At 44.2% G+C, this 16,669-nt stretch carries 13 protein-coding genes and 2 pseudogenes; 9 read left to right on the forward strand and 6 right to left on the reverse strand.

The genetic code is table 11. The features are described 5' to 3' along the window. From VTH8203_RS14415 to VTH8203_RS14425, 3 genes are all read left to right on the forward strand, one after another. Window positions 1–195 (forward strand): transposase (locus tag VTH8203_RS14415; protein ID WP_167385790.1); only part of this gene is annotated, 195 nt, incomplete at its 5' end. Between the two features lie 197 nt (window positions 196–392). Further along, entirely contained in the window at window positions 393–1,643 is a 1,251-nt protein-coding gene (locus VTH8203_RS14420; protein WP_096994301.1) for an aromatic amino acid transport family protein, read from the forward strand. Between the two features lie 89 nt (window positions 1,644–1,732). After that, the gene (locus VTH8203_RS14425; protein ID WP_096994302.1) at window positions 1,733–3,094 is read left to right on the forward strand and encodes an L-serine ammonia-lyase; all 1,362 of its coding nucleotides are present in this window, start codon (window positions 1,733–1,735) and stop codon (window positions 3,092–3,094) included. 79 nt (window positions 3,095–3,173) lie between these two features. On the opposite strand, the gene queD is transcribed toward VTH8203_RS14425, so the two are convergent. From queD to VTH8203_RS14445, 4 genes are read right to left on the reverse strand one after another with little or no spacing between them, the layout of a single operon-like run. After that, entirely contained in the window at window positions 3,174–3,536 is a 363-nt protein-coding gene (gene queD / locus VTH8203_RS14430; protein WP_006073712.1) for a 6-carboxytetrahydropterin synthase QueD, read from the reverse strand. A 59-nt stretch (window positions 3,537–3,595) separates the two neighbouring features. Continuing rightward, window positions 3,596–4,729 carry a hypothetical protein gene (locus tag VTH8203_RS14435; protein ID WP_096994303.1) on the reverse strand — a complete coding sequence of 378 codons (1,134 nt, stop codon included), beginning with the start codon at window positions 4,727–4,729 and terminating at the stop codon, window positions 3,596–3,598. Then, window positions 4,722–5,747, reverse strand: a complete 1,026-nt coding sequence (locus tag VTH8203_RS14440; RefSeq protein ID WP_096994304.1) for a glycosyltransferase family 2 protein — start codon at window positions 5,745–5,747, stop codon at window positions 4,722–4,724. Before VTH8203_RS14440 ends, VTH8203_RS14435 begins: the two co-directional genes overlap by 8 nt. After that, complete coding sequence (locus VTH8203_RS14445) at window positions 5,734–6,351, reverse strand: hypothetical protein (RefSeq protein ID WP_096994305.1); 618 nt, start codon at window positions 6,349–6,351, stop codon at window positions 5,734–5,736. The genes VTH8203_RS14440 and VTH8203_RS14445 overlap by 14 nt, the downstream gene beginning before the upstream one ends. A gap of 334 nt (window positions 6,352–6,685) precedes the next feature. Between VTH8203_RS14445 and VTH8203_RS14450 the strand changes: the two genes are divergently transcribed. From VTH8203_RS14450 to VTH8203_RS14475, 6 genes are all read left to right on the forward strand, one after another. Then, window positions 6,686–8,305 carry a methyl-accepting chemotaxis protein gene (locus VTH8203_RS14450; RefSeq protein ID WP_096994306.1) on the forward strand — a complete coding sequence of 540 codons (1,620 nt, stop codon included), beginning with the start codon at window positions 6,686–6,688 and terminating at the stop codon, window positions 8,303–8,305. 125 nt (window positions 8,306–8,430) lie between these two features. Next, a complete protein-coding gene (gene asnS, locus VTH8203_RS14455) occupies window positions 8,431–9,831 on the forward strand; it encodes an asparagine--tRNA ligase (protein ID WP_096994391.1) in 1,401 nt (466 codons plus the stop codon). A gap of 189 nt (window positions 9,832–10,020) precedes the next feature. Continuing rightward, the gene (locus VTH8203_RS14460) at window positions 10,021–10,329 is read left to right on the forward strand and encodes a hypothetical protein (protein WP_096994392.1); all 309 of its coding nucleotides are present in this window, start codon (window positions 10,021–10,023) and stop codon (window positions 10,327–10,329) included. A gap of 263 nt (window positions 10,330–10,592) precedes the next feature. After that, on the forward strand, window positions 10,593–11,783 hold the full coding sequence (locus VTH8203_RS14465) for an amino acid aminotransferase (protein WP_096994307.1): 1,191 nt from the start codon (window positions 10,593–10,595) through the stop codon (window positions 11,781–11,783). 121 nt (window positions 11,784–11,904) lie between these two features. Then, on the forward strand, window positions 11,905–13,794 hold the full coding sequence (locus tag VTH8203_RS14470; protein WP_096994308.1) for a putative nucleotidyltransferase substrate binding domain-containing protein: 1,890 nt from the start codon (window positions 11,905–11,907) through the stop codon (window positions 13,792–13,794). Between the two features lie 9 nt (window positions 13,795–13,803). Beyond that, the gene (locus tag VTH8203_RS14475) at window positions 13,804–14,520 is read left to right on the forward strand and encodes a 3'-5' exonuclease (protein WP_096994393.1); all 717 of its coding nucleotides are present in this window, start codon (window positions 13,804–13,806) and stop codon (window positions 14,518–14,520) included. A gap of 43 nt (window positions 14,521–14,563) precedes the next feature. On the opposite strand, the pseudogene VTH8203_RS25520 reads toward VTH8203_RS14475, so the two are convergent. Together VTH8203_RS25520 and VTH8203_RS25525 are read right to left on the reverse strand one after the other, a co-directional pair. Further along, window positions 14,564–15,733, reverse strand: a pseudogene (locus VTH8203_RS25520) (methyl-accepting chemotaxis protein); the annotation flags it as partial. Further along, window positions 15,719–16,447: pseudogene (locus VTH8203_RS25525) on the reverse strand (PDC sensor domain-containing protein); the annotation flags it as partial. The pseudogenes VTH8203_RS25525 and VTH8203_RS25520, both read right to left, overlap by 15 nt. Window positions 16,448–16,669 lie beyond the last annotated feature (222 nt).

The raw sequence follows: 16,669 nt of genomic DNA on the forward strand, positions 1-16,669 counted from the left end.
AAAGAAGGCATCTGTAACTTTGCAAAGTATGACCGACTAACCAGCTCTATAATCGAGGCTGGCAATGTATCAATAGGATTGTTGCGTAGAAGAGCTCGCGGGATAAGAGATACCGAATACTTCAAACTGAAGATTAAACAGCTTTCAGTACCTGAGGTAAGTTCAATATTATACCCTTCTGTCAAGCTCATCTAAGCGGAGAAGAGCCGTTTTATTAATACCTTGCAATAGCCAGCCTAATCTCTGGCACGTAAAAAACGTGACCCAAATAACGAATCCATCATTAGTATCAATATCCCGCTACAAATCATGACCTAGATCTAATTTTCACGTGAGAAAAGCATGCAAAATGCCCCCGACTTATTTCCTGTTCCCAAAATGAGTAAAAAACTATGACTACCACAACTACTGCGGCATCTAGCCGTTCTCGGTCTAAGTGGACCTATCAGGATTTCACTTGGGCTCTTTCCCTATTCGGTACAGCGGTTGGCGCCGGTGTACTTTTCCTTCCGATTAAAGCAGGTGCTGGCGGTTTTTGGCCATTAGTTATCCTTGCCCTAATTGCAGCACCAATGACTTGGTTTGCTCACAAAAGTTTAGCGCGCTTCGTTCTTTCTGCTAAGAACCCAGAAGCGGATATTACCGACACAGTGGAAGAACACTTTGGTAAAACTGGTGCGAACCTCATCACTTTTGCATATTTCTTCGCGATCTATCCAATCGTTCTAATCTACGGTGTAGGTATCACAAACACAGTGGATTCATTCCTAGTAAACCAAATGGGTATGGAATCTATTCCACGCTGGTTGCTCTCAGGCAGTCTAATTGCTGCGATGACTTGCGGCGTAGTATTTGGTAAAGAGCTAATGCTAAAAGCGACGTCAGCAATGGTTTACCCACTAGTCTTCATCTTGCTTGCTCTTTCTGTATACCTAATTCCTGATTGGAATACTTCAATGATGAGCGTAAGCCCTGACTGGGGTTCAATGCCTGCTGTTGTTTGGCTAGCTATTCCAATCATCGTATTCTCATTCAACCACAGCCCAATCATCAGCCAGTTCTCTAAAGAGCAGCGCCGTGTTTATGGTGAAGATGCAGTTAAGAAAACTGATATGATCACTGGCGGTGCAGCGATGATGCTTATGGGTTTTGTTATGTTCTTCGTATTCTCTGTTGTTCTTTCTCTATCTCCAGAACAACTAGCGATCGCACAAGAGCAAAACATCTCTGTTCTTTCTTACCTAGCAAACGTACACGAGTCACCACTGATTTCTATCCTTGGTCCAGTTATTGCGTTTGCTGCAATCACATCAAGCTACTTTGGTCACTTCCTAGGCGCACACGAAGGTCTTGTAGGCCTCGGTAAATCTCGCTCTAAAGTACCGGTAGCTAAGATTGAGAAAGCATCTCTACTATTTATCGTTATCACAACTTGGATTGTTTCTATTATTAACCCAAGTATCTTGGGTATGATTGAAACAATGGGTGCGCCAATGATTGCGGCAATCCTGTTCCTAATGCCTGTATACGCGATGAAGAAAGTACCTGCGATGGCGAAGCTCAAAACGTCAACGCCTGTACAAATCTTTACAGCAATTTGTGGTATTGCAGCGATTACTTCTGTAATCTACGGCGCTTTTTAATTGACTTTGTCAGTTGAACATCTCGATTAAACAATAACGATAATATGAGCCTCCATGTACTTTGGGGGCTTTTCTAGAGGTAAATCAGTATGATCAGTGTTTTTGATATCTACAAAATTGGTGTTGGTCCTTCAAGCTCTCACACTGTAGGCCCGATGAAAGCTGGTAAAGAGTTCATCGATGATCTACGTTCAATGGGTAAGCTTAGAGACATCACCAAAATTACTGTAGATGTTTATGGTTCACTATCACTGACAGGGAAAGGTCACCACACAGATATTGCTATCATTATGGGTTTAGCTGGTAATTCACCAGAAAAAGTGGATATCGACTCAATCCCAAGTTTTATTGCCCGTGTCGAAGAAACAGAACGTCTTCCAGTTGGTATGCACTGTCACACCGTTTCGTTCCCTCGTGACGGCGGCATGAACTTCCATTCAACGAACCTTGAACTTCACGAAAACGGCATGCAAATCCATGCTTGGATCGATGATGAGAAAGCGTATTCAAAAACCTACTACTCTATTGGTGGTGGCTTTATCGTTGATGAAGAGCACTTCGGAAAAGAAGAAGTCTCTGCACTCAAAGCTCCCTATGAGTTTAACTCTGCAGAAGAACTCGTAGAGCTTTGTAAAGAACATGGTCTGTCTATTAGCACGTTAGTTATGGCAAATGAACACGCCGTACACTCAGACGAAGAAACTCGTACTTACTTTGCTAACATCTGGAAAACCATGCGTGAATGTATGGAGCGCGGCATGAATACAGAGGGTATTCTACCGGGTCCATTGCGTGTTCCACGTCGTGCTGCAGCATTGCGCCAACAATTAATTACTTCGGAAAAAACCACAACTGACCCAATGTCAGTGGTTGACTGGGTAAACATGTTCGCTTTCGCTGTGAACGAAGAAAACGCAGCTGGAGGCCGTGTGGTTACAGCACCAACTAACGGTGCTTGCGGTATCATTCCTGCGGTTCTAGCGTACTACGACAAATTCATCCAAACTGTCACCGAAAAAGACTATATCCGTTATTTCGCAGCATCCGGTGCCGTTGGCGGGCTTTATAAGCAAAACGCTTCTATTTCTGGCGCAGAAGTAGGTTGCCAAGGTGAAGTTGGCGTTGCTTGTTCTATGGCTGCAGCTGGCCTTGCTGAACTAATGGGTGGTAGCCCAGAGCAAGTATGTATGGCTGCAGAAATCGCGATGGAACATAACCTAGGTCTAACATGTGACCCTGTAGCAGGCCAAGTTCAAGTTCCGTGTATCGAACGTAACGGCATTGCGGCTGTTAAAGCGATCAACGCTACTCGAATGGCTTTGCGTCGCGCTTCAGCACCTCGCGTTTCGTTGGATAAAGTGATTGAAACGATGCTTGAAACTGGCAAAGACATGAACGCCAAATATCGTGAAACCTCACAAGGTGGTTTGGCTATTAAAGTGGTTTGCTAAGTAATCATTCACCACAATAAAAAAACCGAAGCTTCAGCTTCGGTTTTTTTGTGCTCTCAGTAGCGTCAATGGCAAGCAGTTATTCACCTTTATAGATGCAGCCCGCTGTACACGTTTCTTTGATTTCTACTTTGCTTAGTAGCGGTAAATTGGGTTTAAGTTGACCCCAAATCCATTTAGCCAGCACTTCACTCGTCGGGTTTTCTAGCCCTTCAATATCGTTCAAATAGTAGTGGTCTAAACGATCGTAAATAGGTTTGAATGCTGCCTTGATTTCAGCAAAATCAACCACCCAACCGGTATGCGGATCTACTTCACCTTCAACATAGAGACGCACTAAAAAAGAGTGTCCATGCAAACGGCCGCATTTGTGGCCCTCTGGTACATGTGGAAGATGGTGTGCAGCTTCAAACATGAACTCTTTATACAACTCAGTTTTCATAGGATATCTCTGGTAAAAAATGACACGCAATCCTACTGAAAACCGAGCGCTATCTCAAGCTATACCGTAAAGAACGACGATGAGAAAAAACCTATCGATACAAATGTCGACATCGCCGCTCCACACAACAGAACTGGCATTTTTGCTCTCGGGTAAGCCTCAAGAAGCAATATGATCGCTAAATAAGTTGGATACAAACCAAAGATATAACGTGGCATAGCATTGACCCCTGACGACAATGGGATCACCAGATTAATCAACATAAATACCGCTTCAGCGTAGCGTTTTTTGTAAACTAAATAACCGTTGAGAGCGAATCCTAATAGAGACACAAGACTGAGGTAAAGCTTCGGCCCTCCTCTCTCAAAGCCATATTCCAACCAGACGAATGGATTGCTGAACGTTCTTCCCCAGGCAATTTGAATATGCCCAAATGCAAGCGCATCGCCCATATGGAAATACAGATAGGCCATATAGGTAAAAAAGCCCAATGGTATAAACCATATTGCGGCAATAACTGCTAGACCTCGATTTTTAAATCGATAGAAGCTACTGAGACCGTAGTGCTGTATGCCGATAATGAGTACAGAGAAAACCAACATTACCCCGAGGTTTCTGGTGATCGCGGCAAGCATGCCAAACAGGGCCACCAACAGCCAATTTTGACGATAACAGGCGATAAAAAGCCCAGCAACCAATGCGATGTATAGTGGTTCAGAGTAGCCAGCCAATGAATAGACGGTATACGGAGAGAAACACATTAACCAAATTGCGGTATCTTGGACATTGTCGCTAAGTTTCATCTGTTTTAGCGCCATCACAAGTGCCGCTGTCCCAGCAATTAGGGTTAGATTGGACACTAAAACCAAGGAAAAATTGATGTTGTTAAAAACATAATTCACCGTTTTAGCAAGAAAAGGCGACATCGGCATAAACGCCCAGTTAGCACCATTACTTTGTCGCATATAACTCGGAACAAGCGCATATCCCTCTTCCGCTATTCGTCTAAACCATACGCAGTCAAACCGGCACATTTGAGGCCATACATCGACATCTTTTACCGCCTCAGGGTTAAATGAATAGGTTCCAATTAGACCAAAAGCGGCAAAAACAATACGGCTGGTCAATACCGCTAGCAAAAGTGTGATCCATTGCTCTTTGGTCAAGGCAATTGAAGAAGTTGAGTTATGCATGAACTGGACTCACTTTTTCAACGTGCTTTGCATTCGCTACGGAATATCCTTCAACAAGGTTCTGCTTGTCATATTGACCGTATACACCCTCAACGAGGTAAATAGGTCTGCCTTTCATTTCACGATACATTCGGCTGATGTAGCCACCAATAATGCCCAGTGAAATCAATTGAATTCCGCCAAGGAATAGAACCACGCTGATAGTTGACGCGTAACCTGGTGTTTGAATATCAAAGAACGAAGCCCCGATAACAATCTTAAGCATAAAGAGAAACGCGAGCAACGAAGTCACACATCCCACAAACCCCCAAATACGCAGCGGCCAAGCTGTAAAGCTTAATAACCCATCGACGGCGAAATTCCATAGCTTCCAATAATTGAACTTAGTTTCTCCGGCATGTCTTTCAGGGCGAGTAAATGTAATACCTTTAGATCGAAATGCTCCCCATGCCAGTAGACCTTTCATAAAACGGTTTCGCTCGGGAAGCTGGCGCATGGCATCAATAACTACTCTATCGATAAGACGAAAGTCACCGGCATTTTCTGGTAGGGTAGTCTCCGAGGCGAGCCAGTTAAACACACGGTAAAATCCACCAGCCGAAACACGCTTCATCCAAGTATCTTTACTTCTGTCTTCACGCACTCCGTAGATGGTGTCCCACTCCCCTGTTCGCCATTCTTTTACAAACTCCAAAATTAACTCTGGAGGATCCTGAAGATCGACATCCATAATCACACAAGCATCACCTTTAACGTGATCCAAACCCGCTGTCATCGCCGCTTCTTTACCAAAGTTTCTCGCCAAATTGACTAAAGTCACGCGAGGGTCGTTGGTAATCAAGCCTTCAATGACCTTCCGAGTATTGTCCGAGCTGCCATCGTTGACAAAAACAATATCTAATTGGTGACGGAGACTACTCAGTGCGTTATCAAGTGCAGCGATAAAAGGCCCAATTGACTCCTCCTCATTAAACACAGGTACTAATATGGACAAACTAAAATCATTACAGCTCTTCATTAGACCCGTCCTTAATGGTTATTTTGGTGATAGTTAAACTTGCGGGCGTTTCAAATTGCATGTATTGAATCGGAAGCGCCGTATCGATGCTGGTTGCGGGTATGGTGGTCGCTAGGGTACGTAGCCCTATTGGCTGGAGTCGAGTTTTATGTTCGCCATCTAACGACGCATAAACAGGCTCGGTAATACTTTTAGCAAGATCTATTTTTAGGTGAATCGTTTTAGAAGGAAGCGGATTGAAATTAAAATACACACCACCAGAATGAAACAGTTGCCTACCTTCATTCTTTTTTCTGTCTTGTTCAGTATGTAAATCGTAATTCCATCCTTCGCGGCTAATAAATGGCGATTGGTCGCCCGGTTCAATAATGCCTGACTCAGGCAGTAATAAGTTATTATTATCCTTGCCCCAAAATAGCGTATTTTTATCGATATAGTAGGTTTGATAGCCAATCGTTACATTAGGCGTCGCAGCCAAATATAGAACCCACAAATAGTAGCAAGACAACACAATCAGAATACTAATCAAGCCTATTCGAACACGGTGGCTGTTTGCTTTTGATTGGTCTCTAGAGCTTGCGTTTTGGTGATTTTGTTCGGTCATAATTCATTTACAACTAGATACATTTCATGTTGTTTTACTCCTGCGCCGTGGGGTGACTGTCAACAAATAGTCAGAAGCTGATTAAGATTTGATTAACCAATAATCAAACCAACAACCTAAACTCCCATTCATCGACGGCTTCCATTTCAGCAATACATTAGGACAAAACAGACGAATATCTAGTGCAAACTTATTGGTCGTATTTCTCAATTCTTAGAATGATTACAACAAAAACCATGAGCTTTTCGAGGTTTTACTAATAAATACCTTTTCGCCCCACTAATGATTAACTTAACATTCACTCTGTCAGCCCATATTATTAACAATTAAAACCATGCGTCTAACTATAACGAATAAACTATTAATCGCACTTATATTGGTATTTGCAACAGTGGTCATCATCTCGACAACCTACCAATATAATCAGCAAAGAAATCTCATCTACTCAGTCCTTAGTGAACAACTTCATGATAAAGCAAGTAACTATTTCGATAGTTTAAATATGATGATGCTCACTGGAACCATGGCTCAAAAGGAAACATTGAGAAACAAAGCTCTCGCTCAAGAGAATATTGAAAACGTTCGGGTTCTTAGAGGCGATGCCGTGTCTAGGATTTATGGAAAGGGACTAGCAAACCAGGTCCCCCTTGATAACATCGATAAGCGGGCACTTAGTGGCGAAACCGTCATTGAACCTTTCAAAGCAGAATGGGGAAACGGTTTGGTTGTTGCGCTTCCCATGGAGGCAAGTACCAATTATCGAGGTACGAACTGCATCGCCTGTCATATGACCGAAGAAGGTGAAGTCTTGGGTGCAATTCGTATCGAGTATAACCTCACTCAAGTGAATGGGCTGATTAACCAGCGTACCGCTATTGCTGTTGCTATTATGGCTGCCATCGCTTTTCTTGGGTACCTTGCGACAATCTTCATCGCCCGTCGATTTATCGTTGCCCCAGTGCAAACCACATCAAAGTTCATGACACGAGTGAGTGGAAGTAAAGACCTCGCTATCCGACTGCCTCAAAAGCAAAACGATGAAGTTGGCGATTTAACCAAAGACATTAATGCTTTCTTGGACACTGTCTCTGACAGTCTGATCAAAGTTCAAAACACTGCACAAACCGTCAGTGCGAATGCTGATAAGTTGACGGACATCGCCGAGTCTAACGAGTCCATCGCGAAAAGGCAGCTCGCCGAAACTGCCGCCGTGGAGTCGAACATGCAAATGCTGAAACAGCAGCAAGCGACCGTCAGCGATGCAACAGAGCGCGCGTCATTATTGATGCAAGAAACTTGTGACTTGACCAAAGCCAGCAGCCTAGTAGCACAATCGGCTAGCAGTGATATTGAATCTTTGGTTCAAGACATCACACAAGTCTCCACTCATATCTCAGAGCTTAACCAACAAACGGAACAAGTGTCTGCCATTTTATCGACCATAAAAGGCATCGCAGACCAAACAAACCTACTGGCTCTCAATGCGGCGATTGAAGCCGCACGAGCAGGTGAGCAAGGAAGAGGATTTGCCGTTGTCGCAGATGAAGTGCGTTCCCTCGCGAGTCGAACGACACAAGCCACTAACGATATTGAAACCATTATTGCCCAATTTCAGCAAGGCAGTAGTTTCTCTGTTCAAGCGGTTCAAAGCGTCTCCAATACCGCACATCAAAGGGCAGATGAAGTTCAGGCGCTAGCCGACAAAATGCAAACTGTCGTGTCTCAAATTGAAGTGACTACCGATATAGCCAATCAAGTCCAAGAACAAATACAAGCCAATCGAGACACCAGTGAAAGCATTGATCAAAAAGTCATCACAATTAGTGTGCATGCCAACGAAGCTTCGGACTCAGCCACGCAAACGCATCAAATTAGTATGGATTTGCAGCAACTTTCCCATCAACTCGATACATTACTGAATCAATTTATGCTGAATAACCACAATAAAGGTTGAACCGTGAAAATTGACAGGTAATATGTCTCTTTGAAAAGAAATTTAGTAACAACCCAATGAATTGGTTAAATGTTGGCCAACAATCATTGGGTTGTATTGTTACCTCCATGGAGAAGATTAATAACATGACTTACGCGCCTGTAACTGACGTACTAAGCGGTAAGCTAGCTGTTGACAGTGAAGTCACTGTACGCGGCTGGATCCGTTCACGTCGTGATTCCAAAGCTGGAATCTCTTTCCTTGCCATCTACGACGGCTCTTGTTTCGACCCGATTCAGGCCGTGGTCCCTAATAATCTTAATAATTACGAGAATGAAGTACTCAAGTTAACAACAGGCTGTTCTGTTGAAGTAACAGGTACTATCGTAGAGTCTCCAGCAAAAGGTCAAGACTTCGAGCTTGCAGCTACAGACGTTAAGGTTGTTGGTTGGGTTGAAGATGCTGATACTTACCCAATGGCGAAAACTCGTCACTCAATCGAGTATCTACGTGAAGTGGCTCACCTACGTCCACGTACCAACGTGATTGGTGCTGTAGCACGTGTACGTAACTGCCTATCGCAAGCTATTCACCGTTTTTATCACGAGCAAGGTTACTTCTGGATGTCTGCGCCACTGATCACGGCTTCTGACGCAGAAGGTGCTGGTGAAATGTTCCGCGTATCTACACTAGATATGGCTAACCTTCCGTTGACCGAACAAGGTGACGTTGACTTCAACGAAGATTTCTTCGGTAAAGAAACCTTCCTAACCGTTTCTGGCCAGCTTAACGCTGAAGCATATGCATGTGCACTAAGCAAAGTGTACACATTCGGTCCTACTTTCCGTGCGGAAAACTCAAACACCAGCCGTCACCTAGCAGAATTCTGGATGGTTGAGCCTGAAGTGGCGTTTGCAGACCTTGATGATGCGGCGAAACTGGCTGAAGACATGTTGAAGTACGTGTTCAAAGCGGTATTGGAAGAGCGTCGTGACGATCTTGAGTTCTTTGCTCAACGCATCAACAAAGAAGCAATTACTCGCCTAGAGAAGTTTGTAGAGTCTGACTTTGCACAAGTAGACTACACAGACGCAATTCAAATCTTGCTTGATTCAGGTAAAGAGTTCGAATTCCCTGTTGAGTGGGGTATCGATATGTCTTCTGAACACGAGCGCTACCTAGCGGAAGAGCACTTCAACGCTCCTGTGGTTGTTAAGAACTACCCGAAAGACATCAAAGCGTTCTACATGCGTCTGAACGATGACGGTAAGACGGTAGCTGCGATGGATGTACTAGCACCTGGCATCGGTGAAATCATCGGTGGTTCTCAACGTGAAGAGCGTCTAGAACTGCTAGACAAACGCATGATTGAGATGGGTATCGACCCAGAGCACATGAGCTGGTACCGCGATCTTCGTCGCTACGGCACGGTTCCTCACGCAGGCTTCGGTCTTGGTTTTGAGCGTTTGGTATCTTATGTTACTGGTATGGCAAACATCCGTGACGTGATTCCATTCCCACGTGCACCACGTAGCGCGAACTTCTAAGCTCGTAACGCACAATTAGAATCCATGTTAAGACCACCACTAGGTGGTCTTTTTTTAAATTTATCATGCAAATTCAACCGTCAATATTTGAATGCTTAAGTTGCAAATTCGAAGTAAATATTCGGTTGGTAAATCACTATTTTAGCACTACATTTAGAGTGTTAACTTTATATAGAACGAGGTCTAATGATGGGAAAATTTACAGCAAAAGACATTGAATACTACGGTGAATCAGACGGCGTTCATAAATGGCAAGCATCAAGTGGTCAGCCTTACTATTGGCATCCAGATTGGCTACATGTTGCGGAAGATGAAATTGGATTGCATCCAAAACAAGCGTTAGAAGTCAATGACAAAGAAACTGCAACAAAAGAGCACGCAGTGAGTGCCATCGTCAAACATCTCAATGAATGGCTTAAAGACAAATTAGCGCACAACTCTGACATTGAAACACAAGCCACTAAATCTGAACATGAATCGAAAGGTCACGACGACTAATCATTTCGAGCGCGAAAGCGTGCTCTTTAAAACCTATATAAAGAGCACGTTAGTTATAACTTTACCCAGCAACACAACCACTATTTCTCGAACTTTACATACACAAACAATGAATGAGTGCCCTTTTCTGTTTCAAATCAAAATAATTTTCGGTTTTCTTCTTTAATGTAGTTGTCTCCTATAGCCTTGAAAGGTATAAATAGGCTGTTGTCGTTTATTAACAAACGTTTTGATAGCCCCTTCAATTAACATGGATGAAGAATATGTTTGAAAAAGTTGTTGCAGCACCCGCCGATCCAATCCTTGGTCTGACAGAAGAGTTTAAAAAAGACCCTCGTACAGAGAAAATTAACCTAGGTGTTGGTATCTATAAAAATGAACAAGGTGAAACTCCCGTTCTAGCGACTGTTAAGAAAGCAGAAGCGGCCCTGCTGGAGACTGAGAAAACCAAATCTTATCTAACAATTGAAGGGACTGCGGAGTATGGTCTAGCTGTTCAAAAACTGCTTTTCGGTGCTGATTCAGAAATCGTAACCGAAAAACGTGCAAAAACAGCACAAGCACCAGGTGGTACAGGTGCGCTACGCGTTGCTGGCGAATTTATTAAACGTCAACTTGGTGATGTAAGAATCTGGATCAGTAACCCAACTTGGGCAAACCACAACGGTGTCTTCAGTGCAGCAGGCATTGAGACAGCTCAATATCGTTATTACGATGCAGAGACAAAAGACAAAGACTTTGCCGGTATGGTTGCTGACCTAGAGCAGGCAACGTCTGGTGATATCGTGCTACTTCACGGCTGTTGCCACAACCCAACAGGTATCGACCCTACTGCCGATGAGTGGGAGCAACTGGCAAAACTTGTTGCAGACAAAGGACTTATTCCTCTGTTTGACTTTGCTTACCAAGGTTTTGCTAAAGGCGTAGAAGAAGACGCACAAGGTCTGCGCACCTTTGCTAAATACAACAACGAAATTCTAGTTGCGAGTTCATTCTCTAAGAACTTTGGCTTGTATAACGAGCGTGTTGGGGCCTTCACTCTGGTTGCGACAACCGAAGAAGTTGCAACTACTGCATTCTCACAAGTGAAAAGTATCATTCGCTCTATTTACTCTAACCCGCCAGCACACGGTTCATCAGTCGTCACTTACATCCTAAATGACCAAGCACTGCGTGCAGAATGGGAACAAGAAGTTGCAGAGATGCGCGACCGTATTCAAGAGATGCGTGAATTGTTTGTACAGACACTTAAGGCCGAAGGCGTAGACGCGGACTTTAGCTTTATTGAGCGCCAAAATGGCATGTTCTCGTTCTCAGGTCTAATTAAAGAGCAAGTAAACCGTCTAAAAGACGAGTTTGGTATCTATATCGTTGGCTCTGGTCGCATCAGTGTTGCTGGTATGACAAAAACAAATATGGGCCCACTGTGTAAAGGTATCGCAGCGGTTCTTTAAACTCTACTGAGTAGAATCAACGCGTTAGCGTTAAACAATTCGAAATAATAGGTCAGCTTCGGCTGACCTTTTTTGTATCTGCGTGTAGTATTAAAACATTGATAGACAGCAAAGGCCTCACATGGACGCAGAAATCTTGGAAATTCAAAACTTCCTAGCCTCTCATCCCCCTTTTGACGAGCTTCCGGAAGAGACAGTACTGTATGTCTCTCAACATATGGAAATCGCCTATTACCGACAAGACACCCCCATCATTCATTTTGGTGACGACATTCACGATCTTTACATGGTTCGTAGCGGCGTGGTGGAAATCTATCGTCGTAAGGGTGAACTCTACAACCGCTTAGATGAAGGTGATCTCTTTGGTCAAATGGGGCTGTTAACCAACAACAAAGTCCGTTTTCCCGCCAAAGCTGTCGAGGACACGCTCGTTTACTGCTTATCGGCTAAGATTTTCCAAGAGCTCTACGACGGTTTCGATTCATTCGCAGACTTTGTTGAAGTGGAAGATACCGTTCGTTTACGCCAAGCTGTTTCAAACAACACTAGCGAAAATGACCTGACTACTTCCAAGGTGAGAACCTTACTTACTCGAGATGCCCCGACGATTGAACGTTCAAACACCATTCAAAGTGCTGCGAGGTTGATGGCTGACGAACAGGTCTCCTCTCTTCTTATTATTGACCCCGAAGTTGTTGAGAACGATGAAGACGACACGTCGCCAGTATTGGGCATTATTACCGATAGAGATTTATGTACTCGTGTTCTGGCAGAAAACCTCGACCCACAAGATGAAGTGGGAAGCGTCATGTCTACTGATGTCATTTCTCTCGATCACAATGCTTATGTTTACGAAGCGATGCTAACCATGCTTCGTTATAACGTGCATCACCTTCCGGTACTAAAAAACAAGAAACCCATTGGCATCATTGAAACCACAGATATCGTGCGCTACGAGTCTCAAAACTCACTACTCTTGGTCAGCAGTATTTTCCAACAGCAATCGGTAGAAGACCTTAAGTCGCTCTCAGAACAAGTCGGTGACAGCTTTGTGCGTCTTGTTAACGAAGATGCCAACGCTCACATGGTTGGCACTGCGATGTCCGTCATTGGCAGAAGTTTTAAGCAACGTATTATCGAACTTGCCGAAGAAGAACTGGGCAGCGCTCCTATCCCCTACTGCTTCTTAGCACTTGGCTCTATGGGACGAGATGAACAGCTTGTGGTAACGGATCAAGATAACGCCATCATTCTTGATGACAGCTATGACGAAAAGAAACATGGCCAATACTTCGAAAACTTTGCGAAATTCATTTGCGATGCTTTAGCTGATTGCGGCTACACCTACTGTACCGGTGACATTATGGCTACCAATCCAGAATGGCGAATGACACGCAAAGAATGGGAAGCGTGTTTTTCAGATTGGATTGATGACCCGAATCCTAAGGCGCTGCTTAATGCCTCCATTTTCTTCGACCTTGATGGTGTCTATGGCAAACTGAAGTGGGCTGAGCAACTTAATAGCTTCATCGTCAGAAGAGCACGTCGTAATAACCGATTCCTAGCCTGTTTAGCACGTAATGCACTAAATAGAAAACCACCGCTTGGCTTCTTTAAAGACTTCGTGATGGAAAAAGATGGTCAACACAATAACTCGATAAACTTAAAGCGGCGCGGTACTGCTCCTCTGGTCGATTTGATTCGAGTCCATGCACTGGCCGTTGGCTCTCGCTCCACTAACTCTTTTGAGCGGTTGGACGATATCCACGAAGCGGGAATTCTGCCCAAAGGACGAGCGCGCGATCTCAAAGATGCTCTTGAGTTTATATCCATGGTGCGTATCCGCCACCAAGCGATAGACGTCGAACAAGGTATTGAACCAGATAACAATATTGAACCAGAAAACCTATCTGATTTTGAACGTCGTAACTTAAAAGACGCCTTCCAGATATTAAGCAATAGTCAAAATTTCCTTAAATTTCGTTACCAAGCTAACAACGCATTAAAGTAGGTTCAAATGATTAAGAAACTGCTTCAAGTTCCATCCATTCAATGGGAAAACAAGTTTGCGACTTTGGCACAGAGAGTAACCGATCAACGGCTTCGCGACTTTTATTCAGCGGGGTTACCCAGTGCAACGACACCATTGAAACAGATTGAGTTTGTGGCGCTGGACTTTGAAACGACGGGGTTAAATCCGGATAAAGATGGGATCTTATCCATTGGCTTAGTGCCATTTAACTCGGCTCGAATTCGATTAAACCAAGCGGCGCACTGGACGATTAGGCCCAAAGCAAAACTGGAAGAAGAGTCTGTCGTGATTCATGGCATCACGCACAATGATATCCTCGACGCCCCGACACTCGATGAAGTGCTCAGTGATGTGTTGAGTGCTTTAGCTGGGAAGGTTATCGTCGTCCACTATCGGCCAATAGAGAGAGGGTTTCTAAACAGTGCCCTCAAACGAATGATTGGTGAGGGCATCGAATTTCCTGTGGTCGACACGATGCAAATTGAATCGGATTATCAAGCTCGCCTTACCGGAGGCCTTATTAATAAACTCAAAGGGAAACGAGCTGAATCAGTCCGCCTTGGTCAAAGCCGTCGCCGTTATGGCTTGCCGGACTATCCACCCCATCATGCTTTGACGGACGCAATTGCCACCGCCGAGCTATTGCAAGCGCAGCTTGCGTATCATTTCGAAGGTAAACATACCATTAAAGAGCTTTGGTTATAAGGTTTCAGCTCTGGCGTTGCTCGCCAGAGCTGAAATATAGAGCCTAGATCTTAAATCGACCAATCTCTTGTTCAAGTTTTTGAGAGAGATTAGACAGTTCCACGGCTTGTTGTGCCGCCTCTTCAGCCTCATCTGCCAGCTCGTCCGATACATCACGAATACCTTGCGTATTGCGCGTGATTTCAGAGGTCACCGATGCTTGCTCTTCTGCCGCCGTTGCAATCTGTGCCGCCATGTCGCTAATTTGCTCTACTGCTGCGTGAATTTGCGTTAGGCTTGCAGCAGCACAATTAGCATCGTCAACACTGGTATCCGCCAGTTTTCTGCTGTCGTTCATAATACCAACCGCTTTTGCTGTTGTGGCTTGTAGCGTCTCTATCGTGCTTTGTATCTCTTGGGTTGAAGCATGGGTACGTTGACTAAGTACACGAACTTCATCAGCAACCACCGCAAAACCGCGACCTTGTTCACCCGCACGAGCTGCTTCAATGGCTGCATTGAGCGCAAGTAAATTGGTCTGCTCAGCGATGTCTTGGATAGTCGAAAGAATCGCATTGATACTGTTACCGTGAGTTTCAAGCTCTTGAATTACGCTAGTCGCCACTTCAACCTCTGCAGCAAGGTTTTGTATAGAGCCTTGAGTCTGCGACACTTGTCCAGCACCATGATTGCTTGCACCAACCGCCTCCGACGAATTGGACGCTGTCATATCAGCGTTACTGGCAATTTCCTGAGTCGCTGCAGCCATCTCATTAATGGCCGTTGCCACCATGTTTATTTCGTCTTGCTGAGTCTGGATTCGCTGGCTGCGGACACGAGCATGAGTCGCAGTATCTTTCGCTTGCTCAGAGAGTGCCAAAGAGACGTCTTTTAAATGCATAACAGTTTCATGCATGTAACTAACAAAGGTGTTGAAATTACGTGCCAATTGCCCAACCTCATCTTTGCTACGAGGTTCTAGTCGTTGAGTAAGGTCTCCCTCACCTGAAGCAATCTCTTTTAGCGCTTTAGACACTCGTGTAAGGTCATTGACTAAAAAGCTAATTAGCCAAGATGCCACTATGCCGACTAGTAAAACGATAACTAGAGACGTTATTACTAGCTGTGTTAACGCGGTTTTATGTCCTGCTAATTCCGTCGCCTTATCAAGCTCAATAGCAAAGACCCAATTGGTACCTGGCACATTCGAGAAAAACATCAACTTATCGGTACCGTTTACCGCTAATTCTAGCATTGAGCTGCCCATGGCTTTTTGTTGAATCGTTTGAAGATTCAGACTCGGACTGAATGCTGAGACTGGCTTTAGAAGTAGCCCAGAATTAGGATGCGCTAAGAACGTACCATTGGTCATATCAATCAGCATCGCTGTGGCATTATGACCAACGTTTAAGCTGATCACATCCTTCACTAATTGGTCAATAAGAACGTCCGCACCAACAACGCCTAACAGCTCGCCATGTTGCTTGACTGGCTCTGCAATCGTCACCAATAACGCATTAGTAATCGCATCTCGATAAGCTTCTGTGATGATTTGTTTGTTTGCGGCTTGTGCATCCTGATACCAAACACGCGTGCGCGGATCATAGTCTGCGCGGTTGCGTTCTGGGTGAGAGCGGTGCATCTCACCTTTTGGTGTTCCAAAGAAAATGTCATCAAAACCACCCGCTATTCGGGCTTGTTGCAAATAAGGCACCTTGTCTTGTTGCCCAGTAAAGCCGTTAAATGCAGAGGCGATATTTTTTCGAATATCCACCCAGTTATTAATCCCTTCTACCGCTGCAAATGAGATGTTATTTGCTCTGGCACTGATCGCTGCATTGGTTTGTGAAGATAATTGATGAGCAGCAAGAATGGTCAACGCGGCCGCCATTAGCACCACTGCACTTAATGTCGCGGCAATAAGCTTTTGTCTTAATGATAAGTTCATAGTTTATTATTCTGTCTTTAACGGATTGCGTTCGTTATTTTTATTGTTAACTACTAAATGGCGTGCGAATAATATACATATTTATCAGCAAAATAGAGCGCCAATATATTGACTTACAAGCACTTTCTAGTGACATTCCATTGACCATCGCCAACGTTGCAAATTCTGGTTTCATTTGCATTATGCTGGGGAATTAATCAATCACACTATAATCGGCTGATT

It is taken from the genome of Vibrio thalassae (assembly GCF_900089835.1).
In the GTDB taxonomy this organism is placed as follows: Bacteria; Pseudomonadota; Gammaproteobacteria; order Enterobacterales; family Vibrionaceae; genus Vibrio; species Vibrio thalassae.

Coding starts and splice junctions, on each gene's coding strand:
- VTH8203_RS14420 (WP_096994301.1), top strand. CDS start 393: ATGACTACCACAACTACTGCGGCATCTAGCCGTTCTCGGTCTAAGTGG.
- VTH8203_RS14425 (WP_096994302.1), top strand. CDS start 1,733: ATGATCAGTGTTTTTGATATCTACAAAATTGGTGTTGGTCCTTCAAGC.
- queD (WP_006073712.1), bottom strand. CDS start 3,536: ATGAAAACTGAGTTGTATAAAGAGTTCATGTTTGAAGCTGCACACCAT.
- VTH8203_RS14435 (WP_096994303.1), bottom strand. CDS start 4,729: ATGCATAACTCAACTTCTTCAATTGCCTTGACCAAAGAGCAATGGATC.
- VTH8203_RS14440 (WP_096994304.1), bottom strand. CDS start 5,747: ATGAAGAGCTGTAATGATTTTAGTTTGTCCATATTAGTACCTGTGTTT.
- VTH8203_RS14445 (WP_096994305.1), bottom strand. CDS start 6,351: ATGACCGAACAAAATCACCAAAACGCAAGCTCTAGAGACCAATCAAAA.
- VTH8203_RS14450 (WP_096994306.1), top strand. CDS start 6,686: ATGCGTCTAACTATAACGAATAAACTATTAATCGCACTTATATTGGTA.
- asnS (WP_096994391.1), top strand. CDS start 8,431: ATGACTTACGCGCCTGTAACTGACGTACTAAGCGGTAAGCTAGCTGTT.
- VTH8203_RS14460 (WP_096994392.1), top strand. CDS start 10,021: ATGGGAAAATTTACAGCAAAAGACATTGAATACTACGGTGAATCAGAC.
- VTH8203_RS14465 (WP_096994307.1), top strand. CDS start 10,593: ATGTTTGAAAAAGTTGTTGCAGCACCCGCCGATCCAATCCTTGGTCTG.
- VTH8203_RS14470 (WP_096994308.1), top strand. CDS start 11,905: ATGGACGCAGAAATCTTGGAAATTCAAAACTTCCTAGCCTCTCATCCC.